At 69.9% G+C, this 13,189-nt stretch carries 12 protein-coding genes; 5 read left to right on the forward strand and 7 right to left on the reverse strand.

Annotated features, from left to right (window positions below; translation table 11 throughout):
* Nucleotides 1-155 precede the first annotated feature (155 nt).
* Nucleotides 156-1,061: an alpha/beta fold hydrolase gene (locus BN1056_RS01220; protein WP_210578429.1), complete on the forward strand. Its 906-nt coding sequence runs from the start codon at nucleotides 156-158 to the stop codon at nucleotides 1,059-1,061.
* 62 nt (nucleotides 1,062-1,123) lie between these two features.
* The gene (locus tag BN1056_RS01225) at nucleotides 1,124-2,341 is read left to right on the forward strand and encodes a type II toxin-antitoxin system HipA family toxin (protein ID WP_210578430.1); all 1,218 of its coding nucleotides are present in this window, start codon (nucleotides 1,124-1,126) and stop codon (nucleotides 2,339-2,341) included.
* 32 nt (nucleotides 2,342-2,373) lie between these two features.
* Here BN1056_RS01225 and BN1056_RS01230 read toward each other — a convergent pair whose 3' ends face one another.
* Together BN1056_RS01230 and BN1056_RS01235 are read right to left on the reverse strand one after the other, a co-directional pair.
* Nucleotides 2,374-4,440 carry an alpha-amylase family protein gene (locus BN1056_RS01230; RefSeq protein ID WP_210578431.1) on the reverse strand — a complete coding sequence of 689 codons (2,067 nt, stop codon included), beginning with the start codon at nucleotides 4,438-4,440 and terminating at the stop codon, nucleotides 2,374-2,376.
* A 281-nt stretch (nucleotides 4,441-4,721) separates the two neighbouring features.
* A complete protein-coding gene (locus tag BN1056_RS01235) occupies nucleotides 4,722-5,168 on the reverse strand; it encodes a winged helix-turn-helix transcriptional regulator (protein ID WP_210578449.1) in 447 nt (148 codons plus the stop codon).
* A gap of 161 nt (nucleotides 5,169-5,329) precedes the next feature.
* Between BN1056_RS01235 and BN1056_RS01240 the strand changes: the two genes are divergently transcribed.
* Both BN1056_RS01240 and BN1056_RS01245 read left to right on the forward strand, forming a co-directional pair.
* The gene (locus BN1056_RS01240; RefSeq protein WP_210578432.1) at nucleotides 5,330-5,944 is read left to right on the forward strand and encodes an NAD(P)-dependent oxidoreductase; all 615 of its coding nucleotides are present in this window, start codon (nucleotides 5,330-5,332) and stop codon (nucleotides 5,942-5,944) included.
* 134 nt (nucleotides 5,945-6,078) lie between these two features.
* A complete protein-coding gene (locus BN1056_RS01245; protein WP_210578433.1) occupies nucleotides 6,079-6,918 on the forward strand; it encodes a hydroxymethylpyrimidine/phosphomethylpyrimidine kinase in 840 nt (279 codons plus the stop codon).
* 599 nt (nucleotides 6,919-7,517) lie between these two features.
* On the opposite strand, the gene dnaB is transcribed toward BN1056_RS01245, so the two are convergent.
* Nucleotides 7,518-8,960, reverse strand: coding sequence for a replicative DNA helicase (dnaB, locus tag BN1056_RS01250; RefSeq protein ID WP_273041815.1), 1,443 nt, complete (start codon nucleotides 8,958-8,960; stop codon nucleotides 7,518-7,520).
* Nucleotides 8,961-9,413: 453 nt separating this feature from the next.
* On the opposite strand from dnaB, the gene BN1056_RS01255 reads away from it, so the two are divergent.
* Entirely contained in the window at nucleotides 9,414-10,808 is a 1,395-nt protein-coding gene (locus BN1056_RS01255) for an MATE family efflux transporter (RefSeq protein WP_210578434.1), read from the forward strand.
* Nucleotides 10,809-11,282: 474 nt separating this feature from the next.
* On the opposite strand, the gene rplI is transcribed toward BN1056_RS01255, so the two are convergent.
* From rplI to rpsF, 4 genes are all read right to left on the reverse strand, one after another.
* Nucleotides 11,283-11,738, reverse strand: coding sequence for a 50S ribosomal protein L9 (gene rplI / locus BN1056_RS01260; RefSeq protein ID WP_210578436.1), 456 nt, complete (start codon nucleotides 11,736-11,738; stop codon nucleotides 11,283-11,285).
* Between the two features lie 16 nt (nucleotides 11,739-11,754).
* Nucleotides 11,755-11,991, reverse strand: coding sequence for a 30S ribosomal protein S18 (gene rpsR, locus BN1056_RS01265; RefSeq protein ID WP_073333345.1), 237 nt, complete (start codon nucleotides 11,989-11,991; stop codon nucleotides 11,755-11,757).
* A gap of 139 nt (nucleotides 11,992-12,130) precedes the next feature.
* Nucleotides 12,131-12,745 carry a single-stranded DNA-binding protein gene (locus BN1056_RS01270; RefSeq protein WP_073333346.1) on the reverse strand — a complete coding sequence of 205 codons (615 nt, stop codon included), beginning with the start codon at nucleotides 12,743-12,745 and terminating at the stop codon, nucleotides 12,131-12,133.
* A gap of 25 nt (nucleotides 12,746-12,770) precedes the next feature.
* Nucleotides 12,771-13,058, reverse strand: coding sequence for a 30S ribosomal protein S6 (gene rpsF, locus BN1056_RS01275; protein ID WP_073333348.1), 288 nt, complete (start codon nucleotides 13,056-13,058; stop codon nucleotides 12,771-12,773).
* Nucleotides 13,059-13,189: the final 131 nt, after the last annotated feature.

Consider the following 13,189-nt stretch of genomic DNA (forward strand, 5'->3'; position numbering starts at 1 on the left):
TATACAGCAGACCGTTAAGTAGCGTTGTTAACGCCCAACCGGCGCAGCAGACACCTCACCCCACCCCACCACCGCACCCGTAAACGCCAGGAGCCGGTGAACGGGCGTAGCAGACTAGTTCGGGACCACCAGCGGCGGCGGCATAAGCTCCGGGCATGACCACCGTTGAGGCACCCACCGTCGCCCCGCTCGCCCGCCACCTGGCCGGGCCGCTGGATGACGACGCCGCGCCGGTGCTCGTCCTATCCCACGGCATCACCGACTCCGCGGCCTGCTGGATCGAGGCCGTGGACCGCTGGTCGGCGTTCGGCTACCGGATCGTCGCCCTGGACGCCCGCGGCCATGGCGACTCCCCACGCTGGGATCAGCCGGACCTGGCCAACCAGAGGACGACCGGCGAGCGCCTGGCCGCCGACCTGGTGGACGTGCTGGAGGACCTGCGCGCGCACGGCCTACGCGGTGAGGGGCCGCTTCGCGCACCGCTCGCCGTCGTCGGGCACTCCATGGGCGGGGTGACCAGCCTGGACGTGGCCGCGCACCGCCCCGACCTGGTGGACGCCGCCGTCGCCGAGGACCCGGCCTTCGTCACGCCGATCTGGCGCCGGCTGCTGGCCATAAACGCCTACCGCCAGGTGCGGGAGATGCGACAGATCGCCGCCGACCCGCAGGCGCGCTTCGAGCTGGAGATGCACAACAACCCCACCTGGTCGCCCCGGGAGACCCGCGCCAGCGTGGAGGCCGCCTGCGGCGTCGATCTGGGGTTCATCGCGCAGGGCTGCGTCTCCCCGCCGACCCCCTGGGAGGAGGTCATCGACTCCCTGACGGTGCCGACGCTGATCGTCACCGGCACCGAGCGCGTGGTGCTGCGCGGCGACAATCTCACCAACATCACCCGTCGCGCGAACCCAACCATCGAAACCGCAGTCATCGAGGGTGCGCCTCACTGCGTGCGCCGCACCTTCCCCGACCGCTTCCACGCCATTACCGACCCCTGGCTCGCCCGGCGCCTGGACGTCGGCCCACGTCAGTCGGTCGAGCGCGCCAGCCACCGGGCGGCGTAGGACGGCATCGCATTTAGTTCGACCGCCCTGTTCCTCCGGCTGGTACCGCCTACAGTGCCCCCATGAGCACCACTCAACTGGAGGTCTCTTGGACCGGCGTCGACGGCGCGCTCGCCCACGTCGGCACGCTGGCCCTTGAAGCGGACGCACAGCGCCAGCGGTTCGCCTACTCCGCTGACTGGCTGGAGCACGGCTTCCCGATCGGAGTCGACCTCCCGCTGAGCACGGGACCGCTCTCCCCGCCCGACGGCGCCCCCACCTTCGGTGTCCTCGACGACGCCTGCCCGGGCCTGTGGGGCAGGGCGGTGATCGCGAGCGGCAACCGGGAGGAGCGCCCGTCCGGCCTCGGCCTGCTCGCGGCGGTGGCGGACGTCTCGCGCCAGGGCGCGCTGCGCTTGTCCGCGAGCGTCGACGCCGCCCCGCTCGCGCCCGGAGACCTCGCCTCAACCACCGACGCCAAGGCACTACTTGCAGACATCGAGTCCTTCCAGCGCGGAGACATAGACCGCGAGGGCACGCACCGTATCCTGCTGGGAGCCAGTAGCCAGGGCGGAGCCCGCCCCAAGCTGGCACTGCGGGACGACCGCACCGGTGGGATCGTCATGGCGAAGTATCCCGCGGTGGCCGACACCTACGACCTGCTCACCTGCGAGGCCGTGGCGCTGCAGGTGGCGCGCGATGCCGGCCTCAGCGCATGCTCGTCTCAACTGCTCCGAATCGACGCCCACCGGGCAATCCTCTTGGTCGATCGCTTCGACCGTCGCGACCGCGGACGCCTCGGCTACCAGTCGATGCACACGGCGGCGCAGCTGCACGGGGCCGGTGATTTCTCCTATCGAGTCGCCGTCGACGCGGCACGCGCGCTCGTCGGCACGCAGGCGGCGCGCGCCGTGGTGGCCCGTGCCGCCCTATCGATCTGTCTGCACGACGTCGACGATCATCCCTGGAACATGGGGTTCCTCCGGGATGCGGATGGCTGGCGGGCGGCGCCGGTATTCGACGTCGTCCCCTGCCCGGACGAACGGGACGGAACGCCACTGGAGGGGGCGACGTCGGAGCGGAGCCTAGAACAACTATTGGACCTGGACTGGGAGCTGCCGCGCAGCGAAGTCCTCGACCTGACCACGCGAGTGGCGCAGGTCGCTCGCGGGGCCTGGGAGCGGGCACCGAAGGACTTCGGCCTGGACCCGCAGGACGCCCGGATGTGCGAGCGCATCATTGAATCGACCTGCGACTTCGACACGGTGCTCGACGGGCGCGAGGCCCGCTATACCAGCTGAAGCCGGACGCTCACGCAGCCGACCTACACACCTCAGTCGGTGGAGCGCACCAGCCACCAGGCGGCGTAGGGCGGCACCGGCACCTGGCCGTCGCCGGCGCCCTCCAGGCTGGTGGAGCCCGAGGGCACCGTGTCCGTGAGCACGTCCACCGCCCCGAGCACCCCGTACTCGGCCAGGCGCGCCGCGGGCACGGAGCGCCAGTCCGGAGTCACGTTGTACACGCCCACGAAGCTGCCGCGCGGGTGGTCGCGGAAGGTGACCAGCACGCCGTCGTCGTCGACGGGGGCGACGACGGTGCGCACGTCCGCGCTCAGCTGCGGCAGGGAGGCCCGCACCTTGCCGATATGCGCCAGGTCGGTGAACACCCGGCCGGGCACCGTGGAGCGGTCGTGGCGCTCGGCGACGGCGGCCTCGCTGAGCCGGGGGCGCCCCGCCCAGCGGGAGTCGGATTCGTGGCCGGGCTCGGTATCCCAGTTCGGGTCGTTGAACTGCGCCAATTCATCCCCGCTCCACAGCACCGGGATGCCGCCCCAGCCGTAGATGATGGCGTAGGCCAGGCGCATGGCGTTGAAGCGCTCCTCCAGCCACGTGCGCAGTTCCTCCTCGCGCCAGGCAGGGGTGCGTTCATCGATACCGGCCACCGCCTCGGCGGCGGCTTCGATCCCGATCAAGGAGGCCGCGGTCCCGGCCGTGCGCCGGTCGTTGGTGACCGGGTTGTACTGGAAGGTCAGGCCGCGGGCATCGCTCATCGGGTACTGGCCGGTGTACCAGTCCGCCAGGAAGACCCGGTGCAGATAGCCGTTCAGTCCCACCGCCTCGGCGTCGGCGTCGTCGATCGCCCAGCCGATGTCATCGTGGCAGCGGATGTAGGTGATCCAGGTGGCGGTGGAAGGCTCGATCGGCAGCGAGGAAAGCGTCTGCACGGCCAGACTCACACTACGGCTGGCCAGCATGGACCAGACCTGCACCATGAGGGAGTTGTGGTAGGCCAGGTCGGAGACCTTTCCGGTGTAACGGCCCTGCCCCAGGTATTGCAGCAGCTCGGTGGGGGCCACGATTGCCTCCGCCTTCAGAGCGATGGCGGGGCAGGCGATGCGGGTCAGCGCCCGCAGCACCTCGGTGATGGAGTGGACCTCGGGCTGTCCCTGGCAGTCGGTGCCCTTGCGCTTGATGGTGAAGGCGATCGCGTCCAGGCGCAGCACCTCCACGCCGCGGTTGGCCAGTTCCATCACGATCTCGACGAACTCCTCCATCACCTGCGGGTTGCGCCAGTTCAGGTCCCACTGGAAGGAGTTGAAGGTGGTCCACACCCAGCCGTCGAGATCCTCGTCCCAGGTGAAGTTTCCGGGGGCGAAGTCGGGAAAGATCTCCGGCAGGGTGCGCTCGTACTCGTCGGGCTCGGTGCGGTCGGGGAAGATCAGGAAGTAGTCGCGGTAGCGCTGCTCGCCGGCGCGGGCCCGCCGCGCCCACTCGTGCTCACGGGCCACGTGGTTGAGCACCAGGTCGATGACCAGGCTCATGCCCTCCTTGCGCAGCTCGCCGGTCAAATGCTCCAGGTCGTCCATATCGCCCAGGTCGGGCCGCACGGAGCGGTAGTCGGCCACGGCGTATCCGCCGTCGGAGTCGCCGGGGCGGGGGGTGAGCAGCGGCATCAGGTGGAGGTAGCTGACGCCCAGCTCGCGCAGGTAGCCGATGCGCTGCTCCACGCCGCGCAGGTCGCCGGCGAAGCGCTCGGTGTAGCCCGAGTAGCCGATGCGGGAGGGGTCCTGCACCCAGGCGGGGTCCAGGGTGCGAGCCAGATCCAGGTGGCGCAGTTCGGGGCTGCGGGCGGCGTAGGCGCGGGCTGTCTCCGCCAGCAGGGTTACGGCGGTGCGCCCGGCGGCGGGCTCGCCATACAGGGTCAGCAGACCATCCATGACATCCGGGTACCAGCGCTCAACGCGGGTCGTGAAGATCTCACGCTCGGCGCGAGGCAGGCCCGCGAGCGCGGTGTCGACGGCGTCGCGAACCGGCTGGGGCACCACCGCGGCCGCAGCTCCGGTGGACCAGGTGGACGATGCGGGGGCGCCGGCGGGGTCGGCGGGTGTGGGAGCGCTCATACCTCTATGGTCCCCGATTCGACGCCCGAGCGGGAGCACTTTCGAGCCGCGATGCCGCCACAGGTACGCGCAGGTGTCACAAAACGCACCACTTTGAACCGCCGCGCCGTTGGGGCGTCTCCGTGAGCCGCGCGATTCCGCGGCAGAGTCGACCGGGCACCGAGGACGCGCCCGGAAAGTGGTGCATTCTTTGACACTCGTAGCCGCATCCGGTGCCCGCAGATATCCCTCAGACTTCCCTCAGACATGATCCGGCACAACACGGGTCGGATAGCGGTCACCTACTCCTCGGGGTGGAGGTGGGCGCGGTCGTAGCTCTCACGATTGGCCAGCACCTGCGCGGCATTGCCCTCGGCCCAGGCGCGCAGCGCGGCGATCGGATCGGCCAGGCCGGCGCCGAGGGGAGTGAGCGTGTAGTCCACGCGCGGCGGCACACCCGGGGTCTGCTCGCGCAGCACCAGCCCGTCCCGCTCCATTGAGCGCAGGGTCTGCGCCAGCACCTTGGGGGTCACGCCGCCCACGGCCTGACGCAGTTCACCGAAGCGCCGCGGTCTCTGCGCCAGCACGGCGACGATCAGCGGCGTCCAGCGGTCGACGACGTGGCGCAGCACCGTGCGCGACGGGCAGTCGGGCGACAGCACGTCGTAGGCGGCGAGCGGCCGGCCCGCGGTGGTGCCCGTGGTGGTGGGAACGGCCTGCACAGTCTCGGCCGCGGGCGCAGCACCCATGCCCGCCGCAGCGGGCGCGGCAGCATCAATTGAATGTGACACGAGCGACTCCATAGTTACCTTGAGGTACTTGGTTTCAAATAAATACTGTAACAGCGTTGCCGCCGCACCGCGAGCGCGGACGGCGCACGACCGCAAGACCACAAGCACAAGGAGCCCCCATGAACATCACCGTCATCGGCGGAACCGGCAACACCGGCGCCGCCGTCGTCGCCGAGGCCGCCCGCCGCGGCCACACCGTCACCTCCGCTTCCCGCTCCGGCCGTCACGCCGAGGGTGCCGCCACCGACGTGGCAGTCGAGTTCGCCGACACCGCCGCCGTCGTCGACCTGGTCAACGCCGCCGACGCCACCATCGTCGCCGTCTCCCCCGACCGCACCGGTGGCCCCGTACAGCCGACCGTTGACGCCTTCAAGGCACTGATCGCCGCCCGCCCCACCGGTCGACTCGTGATCGTCGGCGGCGCCGGCTCGCTGCTCGACGCCGACGGCAAGCGGCTGGTCGACTCCCCCGACTTCCCCGCCGACTCCAAGCCTGAGGCCCTGGCCTTCAGCGAAGTACTGGACGCCTTCCGCGCCGCCGGGGACGACCTGGCCTGGACCCTGGTTTCCCCCGCTCCGGCCTACCCCTCGGAGCAGTCCACCGGCGCCTACGTCGTAGGCAAGGACAACCCGGTCGGCACGAACCTCTCCCCCGCCGACTTCGCCATTGCACTGGTCGACGAGGCCGAGCGCGACGCTCACCGCGGTGAGCGCTTCGCGGTCGCCGGCGCCTGATGCCACACCGGCCGACGACGGCGGCCGCACAGTCGCCGTCGTCGGCCGTGCGGTGGGTGCCAGGCAGCCGAGGGGAGTTCCAGCATGCGGCCCGCCGTGTGGACACCTCCCGGGCTCCGGGGCATGCTGACCGCATGGCAAGCACCACGGCAAACAGCACCGTCCCCGCCGCCCCTCCCATCGCCCTGGCCATCGCCGGCTCCGAGGCCTCCGGCGGCGCCGGCGCCCAGACCGACCTGAAGACCTTCCACCAGTTGGGCGTGTTCGGCTGCACGGCCCTGACCTGCATCGTCTCCATGGACCCCGAGCACAACTGGGACCACCGGTTCGTGCCGGTCGACCCGCAGGTGATCACCGACCAGATCGAGGCCTGCGCCACCGTCCACACCCGGATCGACGCCGTCAAGATCGGCATGCTCGGCACCGCCGCCACCATCGACGCGGTGGACGCCGCCCTGGAGCAGTACCGGTTCCCGAACCTGGTGGTGGACCCGGTCCTGATCTGCAAGGGTCAGGAGCCCGGCGCCGCGCTCGACGTCGACAACGCCCTGCGCGCCAAGATCCTCCCCCGCGCCAGGGTCACCACGCCGAACCTGTTCGAGGCCGCCACCCTGGCCGGCGTCGACGAGATCACCAGCGTCGAGCAGCTCAAGGACGCCGCCAAGCGCATCTACGACCTGGGCGTGCCCAACGTCCTGGCCAAGGCCGGGCCCACGCTCGGCACCGGCACCGCCCTGGATGTCTTCTACGACGGCCAGACCCTGGAGGTGCTGGAGGTGCCGGCGGTCGGCACCGAGCGCGTGCACGGCGCGGGCTGCACGTTGGCCGCCGCCATCACCGCCGAGCTGGCCAAGGGCGCCGCCCCGCTGGACGCCTGCGTCACCGCCAAGAACGTGGTCTCCGCGTCGGTGAACCCGGGCATGCACGGCAACATCCCCTTCACCTACGTCTACCAGGGCTTCTACCGCGGCTGACGGCGCTGGAGGGCGCAGGGCCCACCAGAACGCCGCGCACGCACGGAGCCACGCCCTCCTGCAATTCACGACCTCGGGGTACGTTCCACGACCACCCCGGGGTCGTGTTTTGTACCCCGAGGTCGTGGAACGCGGCAAAGGTCGTGGGATGGTGCCCTCTTCGCCGGCTGACGACGCCGGACCGTACCTAGGGACACCCGCCTCGGCGTGGGAGGCAACGCCGACGCCGAAATCAATCAGGTTCCGCCCGAACACCGAAACCTGGTTGATTTAGAGGTACCCTAAATCAACAATCCCCATGATTCCGGGGATGAATCGGGGTTCCGGCGGCCAACAGTGACGCCCGCCTTCAACCGAGCTCCCACAGGGGCGGACACCGGCAGCGCCCACAGCGGACCACCCAGACTGCGCGCCCGATCATCGGTGGTCAGCACGACTACGCCTTGAGCCGGTCCCGGTCCGCTCGTGCAGCCAGCGCAGTTGCCGCGGACCGGATAAGCGTTCGTCGTAAAACGGTGGCGGGTCTGATCGTGGTTCGGCGGCGGGGCCAGACGCTGCCCTCGCACACAGACGCTCGGTGCCCAGCGCCCCTACTCGTGTCACTCGTAGGCCGGCTCGGGCGTGATGTCGCGGGCCATGTTGGCGAAACGCGACAGGTGCCCCTGGAAGGCCACCGGAATGGTGCGGGTCTGGCCGTTGCGGTGCTTGGCGACGATGATGTCGGCCTCGCCCGGCCGCTCCTCCTCCTGGTAGTACTCGGGCCGGTGCAGCAGCATGATGACGTCGGCGTCCTGCTCCAGCGATCCCGACTCGCGCAGGTCGCTCATCTGCGGCCGGTTGCCGGTGCGCTGCTCGGGGCCGCGGTTCAGCTGGGCGACGGCGATCACCGGGATGTCCAACTCCTTGGCCAGCAGCTTCAGCGAGCGGGAGAACTCGGAGACCTCCTGCTGGCGGGACTCGACCTGCTTGCCGGAGCTCATCAGCTGCAGGTAGTCCACCACCATCAGCCCCAGCCCATGCTGCTGCTTGAGCCGTAGCGCCTTGGAGCGGATTTCCGGCATGGTCAGGTTCGGGGAGTCGTCGATGAACAGCGGCGCCTCGGACACGGGGTTGTAGGCGAGGGCAACGTCCTCCCAGTCGCGCTCATCCATCTGGCTGCCGCCGCGCAGCTTGTTCAGGGCCACCCCGGATTCGGCGGACAGGATACGCATCATCAGCTCCATGCGCCCCATCTCCAGGGAGAAGTAGCACGAGGGGATGGGGTTGCCGTCGGCGCCGCGGGCGTGGATGGATGCCGAACGGCAGAAATCGACGGCGAGCGTGGACTTTCCCATGGCGGGGCGCGCGGCCACGATGATCATCTGCCCACCATGCAGGCCGCCGAGCAACTCATCTAGCTCCACGAACCCCGTGGGCACGCCCCGCATCTGCCCGTCCTCACGGGCCTGCCCGGCCTCGATCTCGAGGTTGGCCTCATTGAGCAGCTCCCCGACCGGTACGTAGTCCTCCCGCTCACCCTCCTTGTGGGCGACGGCGTACACCTCGGACTCGGCCAGGGTAACCAGCTCATCGATGTCACCGGCGTTGGTGGAGTAGCCGAGCTGAGCGATACGGGTGCCGGCCTGCACCAGGCCGCGCAGAAGCGACTTCTCCTTGACGATGCGCGCGTAGTAGGCGGCGTTGGCGGCCGTCGGCACGGTGGCCATCAGAGAGGCCAGGTACGGAGCCCCGCCCACACGCTCAAGCTCCCCGCGCTTGGACAGCTCGTCGGCCACGATCAGCGGGTCGGCCGGCTCGGAGCGGTTGTAGACCTCGACGATCGCGTCGAAGATCGACTCGTGGGCGGGCTTGTAGAACTCAGGGCCGCGCAGCACCTCGATGACGTCGGTGATGGCCTCCTTGCTCAGCAGCATGCCGCCGAGCGTGGACATCTCCGCCTCCAGGTCCTGGGGCGGTACCCGGTCGAAGGCGCCGTCGTAGCGGGCGTCAACCGGTCGCTCCTCACCGCGGGTGCGAGCGCCGATGGTGTCGACGTCGGTCATCTGTCGGTCACTACCCTCCCCCTGCAACGCCCCGCCCAGACGGGTCGCGCGGCGACACTAGCGGCCAAAAGGGGCGCTCGCAAACGCCAAGCTCTTGCAGGCTGTGGGCAACCCCCTGCGGGGTGTGGATAACCCCTCCCATCCTGTGGGCGACGCGCCGCCGCGGATGTGGAGCGCCGCCGGACCGCCGCCCTGCTAACCTCGTCGAAACCCCCGAAACTCGCCGGAATCTTGCCTCTGATCGGGGAAGGTAACAAGCCACAACACGCGTGCACCAAACCGAAATCAAAATCTGTGGATAAGTGGGTATTCCTGTGGATGAACCTCAACCTCGACCTGAGGGACGGCCTCACTGCCAACCCCACAGCGTCCCCGCTGCGCGCATTCCGGCTGTACCTGGCCCGCCTCCACCCGGGCGTGAGACACTGACCCGCCCAACCCCCGGAGTGTCTCGTGCCCGATTCTTCAACCCCGACTTCAACTCCCGATGCCGCACCCGCAAGCGTCGACCCGCCCGGCCCGTCCTTGAACCGGCAGATCCTGTCCCTGGCGGTCCCCGCCCTGGGGGCGCTGGTGGCCGAGCCACTGTTCGTGCTGATCGACTCGGCGATGGTCGGGCACCTGGGCCCCGACAGCCTGGCGGGCCTCTCGCTCGCGTCGAGCCTGCTGACCACGATCGTCGGTCTGTTCGTCTTCCTGGCCTACGCGACCACCGCAACCACCGCCCGCCGTTTCGGCGCCGGCGACCGGGTCGGCGGCCTGCAGGCGGGCGTCGACGGCGCCTGGCTGGCGGCACTGCTGGGGCTGGTGGCGGCGCTCCTGCTCGCCATCGGCGCACCGTGGGCGGTGGACGTCATGGGGGCCGACGGCGCCGTTGCCGCGGCGGCCATCGCCTACCTGCGTGCCTCTGCGCCCGGTCTGCCGGGCATGCTGGTGGTTTACGCCGCCACGGGCACGCTGCGGGGTCTGCTGGACACGCGCACCCCCTTCGTGGTGGCCAGCGCGGGGGCGGTCGGCAATGTGGCCGTGAATGCGACGCTGCTGTACGGGGTGCGCATGGGGATCGCCGGCTCCGGCCTGGGCACGGCGATCGCACAGACCGCCATGGCGGTGGCGCTGCTGTGGCCCGTAGTGCGGGCGGCCCGTGCGGCCGGCGTACCGCTGTCTCCGCGGGCGGCGGGAATGCGCGCCTCCCTGGGCTCCGGGGCGCCACTGCTGGTGCGCACGGTGTCGCTGCGGGCGGCGATCCTGGCCACCGTGTGGGCGGCCACCGCCCTGGGGGCGACGGCGCTCGCCGCGCACCAGGTGGTCAACTCGTTGTGGAACTTCACCGCCTTCGCCCTGGATGCGCTCGCCATCGCCGCGCAGGCGCTGGTGGGGACGGCGCTGGGCCGTGCGGAGGCGGTAGGTGCGGAGCATGTGGGCGGCCCCACGGTCGACGCGGCACTGCGCCGGTGTCTGGCGTGGGGCGTGGCCGCGGGGGCGGTGATCGGCGTCGTGTTGGCGGGCGCCAGCCCCTGGCTGCCGTACCTGTTCACCTCCGAAGCCGCGGTGGTCGCAGCCGCGCGGCCGGCCCTGCTGGTGGCCGCCACGGCGATGCCGCTTGCGGGTGCGGTCTTCCTGTTCGACGGGGTGCTGATGGGGGCGGGCGACGGCCGCTACCTGGCCGGCGCCCAGATGGCGACGCTACTTCCTTACCTGCCGCTCGCCATCGTCGTCGCCCATGGCTGGCCCGCGGCCGGAACCGCCGGGCTGGTGTGGCTGTGGGTGGCCTTCGCCTGGGTGTTCATGGGGGCGCGCGCCCTGGTGACCGGCCTGCGTGCCCGTGGCGACGCCTGGCGGCACTGAGCGGCGAGGCACGGAGCCATCGGTTTTGCCACGACCACTCGCATACAGCCGCCGTAGTAGGGCGCAACGACTTCCGCAGCGAGCACACGGCCACCGACAGCACACATTGCCCACCCCGGGCGGGGCAGGAGGCTGGCGGGACCTGACGGTTCGTACTCTTGCACGACGGTTCGTACCTTCAGGACGACGCTTCGTACCGTGGCCTGACGATTCGGCATCCCCAGGTACGAACCGTCACCAGAAAGTACGAACCGTCGTGGCCAAGTGCCGAAGCGTCAGCCCCGAGGCCGCGCACACCATAACGCCCTCACCCCAGAACCGACCTCGACAGCCCCACGCACTCAAATCGGAAGCGCCGGACATGGACACGTGGCCGATGCTCCATCCGGCGCGCCGTCCACACAAAAGTCGTAGCCGACACGCCGGGCGGCGCGTCGGCTACGACGTGCTTGTTCGTATCGGCTGCTGCCCGGCTCAGCGGGCGGCGACGACGTTGACCTCGAGGGGGGCGACGACGTCGGGGTGCAGGCGCACCGTGGCGCTGTGGCGCCCGGTGGACTTGATCGGGGGGATGACCTGGATCTTGCGGCGGTCGATGGCAGGGCCACCGGCCTCCTTGACGCCGTCGGCCAGCTGCGCCGTGGTGACGGCACCGAACAGGCGGCCGTTGTCGCCGGCGGAGGCGGTCACGGTGATGACGTTGCTCGACAGCCAGGCGCGGGCCTCCTGGGCCTGCTCCAGGGAGTCGATGGCGCGCTTGCGGCGGGCCTCGGCCATCTGGTCGATCTGACGCTGCGCGCCCTTGGTCCACGGGGTGGCGAGCTTACGGGGCACGAGGTAGTTGCGGGCGTAACCGTCCTTGACCTCAACGACCTCCCCGGCGGCACCGAGGTTGGTCACGTCGTGCGTGAGAATGAGCTTGGTGGTCATGTTGTTGCGCCTCCTATCAGCGGGCAGAGCTCGTGTAGGGCAGCAGGGCCATCTCGCGGGCGTTCTTAATGGCCTTGGCGATCTTGCGCTGGTCCTGCACGGAGACGCCGGTGACGCGGCGGGCGCGGATCTTGCCACGGTCGGAGATGAACTTCCGCAGCGTGGCGGTGTCCTTGTAATCGATGGTGCCGACCTTGATGGCCTTCACCGGGGCGATCTTCTTCTTGGGCTTACGAAGCTGAGGCTTCGCCATGGTGGTACTCCTTGGTTCGGGCGCCGGGTAGGGCCCGTGGGTCTATTGCGAGATTGTGGTGGGCGCCCGGAGGCGCCTGTGCACCCGGCCGGGCCGGGCGTATGACGACGCGGCGCGTGCCGCGTGTAACGAGGTTGGCTCAGAACGGAGGCTCGTCGCCGAAGCTGGTGGTGCCGCCGGTGGCCCAGGGGTCGTCCGCGGCGCCGCCCTGCGGGGCGTTGTAGCTGCCCTGCTGACCGCCTTGGCTGTAACCGCCCTGGGATCCCTGGCCCTGGTTGTAGCCGCCCTGCTGGCCGCCACCCTGGGAGCCCTGGTAACCGCCCTGCTGCTGGCCGGCGTTGTAGCCGCCGCCCTGACCGCCCTGGTTGAAGCCGCCCTGGCCGCCCCCACGGGGCTGGCGGGTGACCTGCGCCTTGGCGTAGCGCAGCGACGGGCCGATCTCATCGACCTGCATCTCCACCACCGTGCGGTTCTCGCCCTCACGGGTGGTGTAGGAGCGCTGCTGCAGGCGACCCTGCGCGATCACGCGGGTGCCCTTGGTCAGCGACTCGGCCACGTTCTCCGCGGCGTCGCGCCAGATCGAGCAGCGCATGAACAGGGTCTCCCCGTCCTCCCACTGGCTCGTCTGCCGGTTGAAGCTGCGGGGGGTGGAGGCGATGGTGAAGGAGGCGACCGCCGCCCCCGAGGGCGTGAAACGCATCTCGGGGTCCGCAGTCAGATTCCCGATAATCGTGATGACGGTATCGCCGGCCATTGCTTGTCTCCGTTCCGGTTCGCGCTCAGGCCTCGGGGCGCAGCAGCTTGGTGCGCAGCACCGACTCGTTCAGGCCGAGCTGACGGTCGAGCTCCTGGGCGATCTCCGGCGTAGTGGTCATGTCGACGACCACGTAGATGCCCTCGGACTTCTTCTTGATGTCATACGCGAGGCGACGCTTGCCCCAGATGTCTGTCTTGTCCACGGTGCCCCCGTTGTTGGGGACGACCTGCAGCATCTTCTCGAGCGTGGGAGCGATGGTGCGCTCGTCCGTCTCGGGTGCGAGGATGATCATGATCTCGTAATGACGCATACTTTGTACCCACCTCCTCTGGTCTGAAGCGGTCACGGTCTCTCCGTGACAGGAGGGTGATGCGTTCGACCGCGCCGCCGCGTACGCGGGTGCGTGCACGGGCAGGCAGTCCGTCGGTCACCATACCCGAG

Origin of the sequence: Actinomyces succiniciruminis (assembly GCF_900002405.1) — a bacterium.
Classification (GTDB): domain Bacteria; phylum Actinomycetota; class Actinomycetes; order Actinomycetales; family Actinomycetaceae; genus Actinomyces; species Actinomyces succiniciruminis.

Bases quoted from the DNA above. Each gene is read 5' to 3' on its own strand.
- rplI (WP_210578436.1), bottom strand. From the start codon at position 11,738: ATGACCACCAAGCTCATTCTCACGCACGACGTGACCAACCTCGGTGCC.
- rpsR (WP_073333345.1), bottom strand. From the start codon at position 11,991: ATGGCGAAGCCTCAGCTTCGTAAGCCCAAGAAGAAGATCGCCCCGGTG.
- dnaB (WP_273041815.1), bottom strand. From the start codon at position 8,960: ATGACCGACGTCGACACCATCGGCGCTCGCACCCGCGGTGAGGAGCGA.
- BN1056_RS01245 (WP_210578433.1), top strand. From the start codon at position 6,079: ATGGCAAGCACCACGGCAAACAGCACCGTCCCCGCCGCCCCTCCCATC.
- BN1056_RS01270 (WP_073333346.1), bottom strand. From the start codon at position 12,745: ATGGCCGGCGATACCGTCATCACGATTATCGGGAATCTGACTGCGGAC.
- BN1056_RS01230 (WP_210578431.1), bottom strand. From the start codon at position 4,440: ATGAGCGCTCCCACACCCGCCGACCCCGCCGGCGCCCCCGCATCGTCC.
- rpsF (WP_073333348.1), bottom strand. From the start codon at position 13,058: ATGCGTCATTACGAGATCATGATCATCCTCGCACCCGAGACGGACGAG.
- BN1056_RS01235 (WP_210578449.1), bottom strand. From the start codon at position 5,168: ATGGGTGCTGCGCCCGCGGCCGAGACTGTGCAGGCCGTTCCCACCACC.
- BN1056_RS01240 (WP_210578432.1), top strand. From the start codon at position 5,330: ATGAACATCACCGTCATCGGCGGAACCGGCAACACCGGCGCCGCCGTC.
- BN1056_RS01225 (WP_210578430.1), top strand. From the start codon at position 1,124: ATGAGCACCACTCAACTGGAGGTCTCTTGGACCGGCGTCGACGGCGCG.
- BN1056_RS01220 (WP_210578429.1), top strand. From the start codon at position 156: ATGACCACCGTTGAGGCACCCACCGTCGCCCCGCTCGCCCGCCACCTG.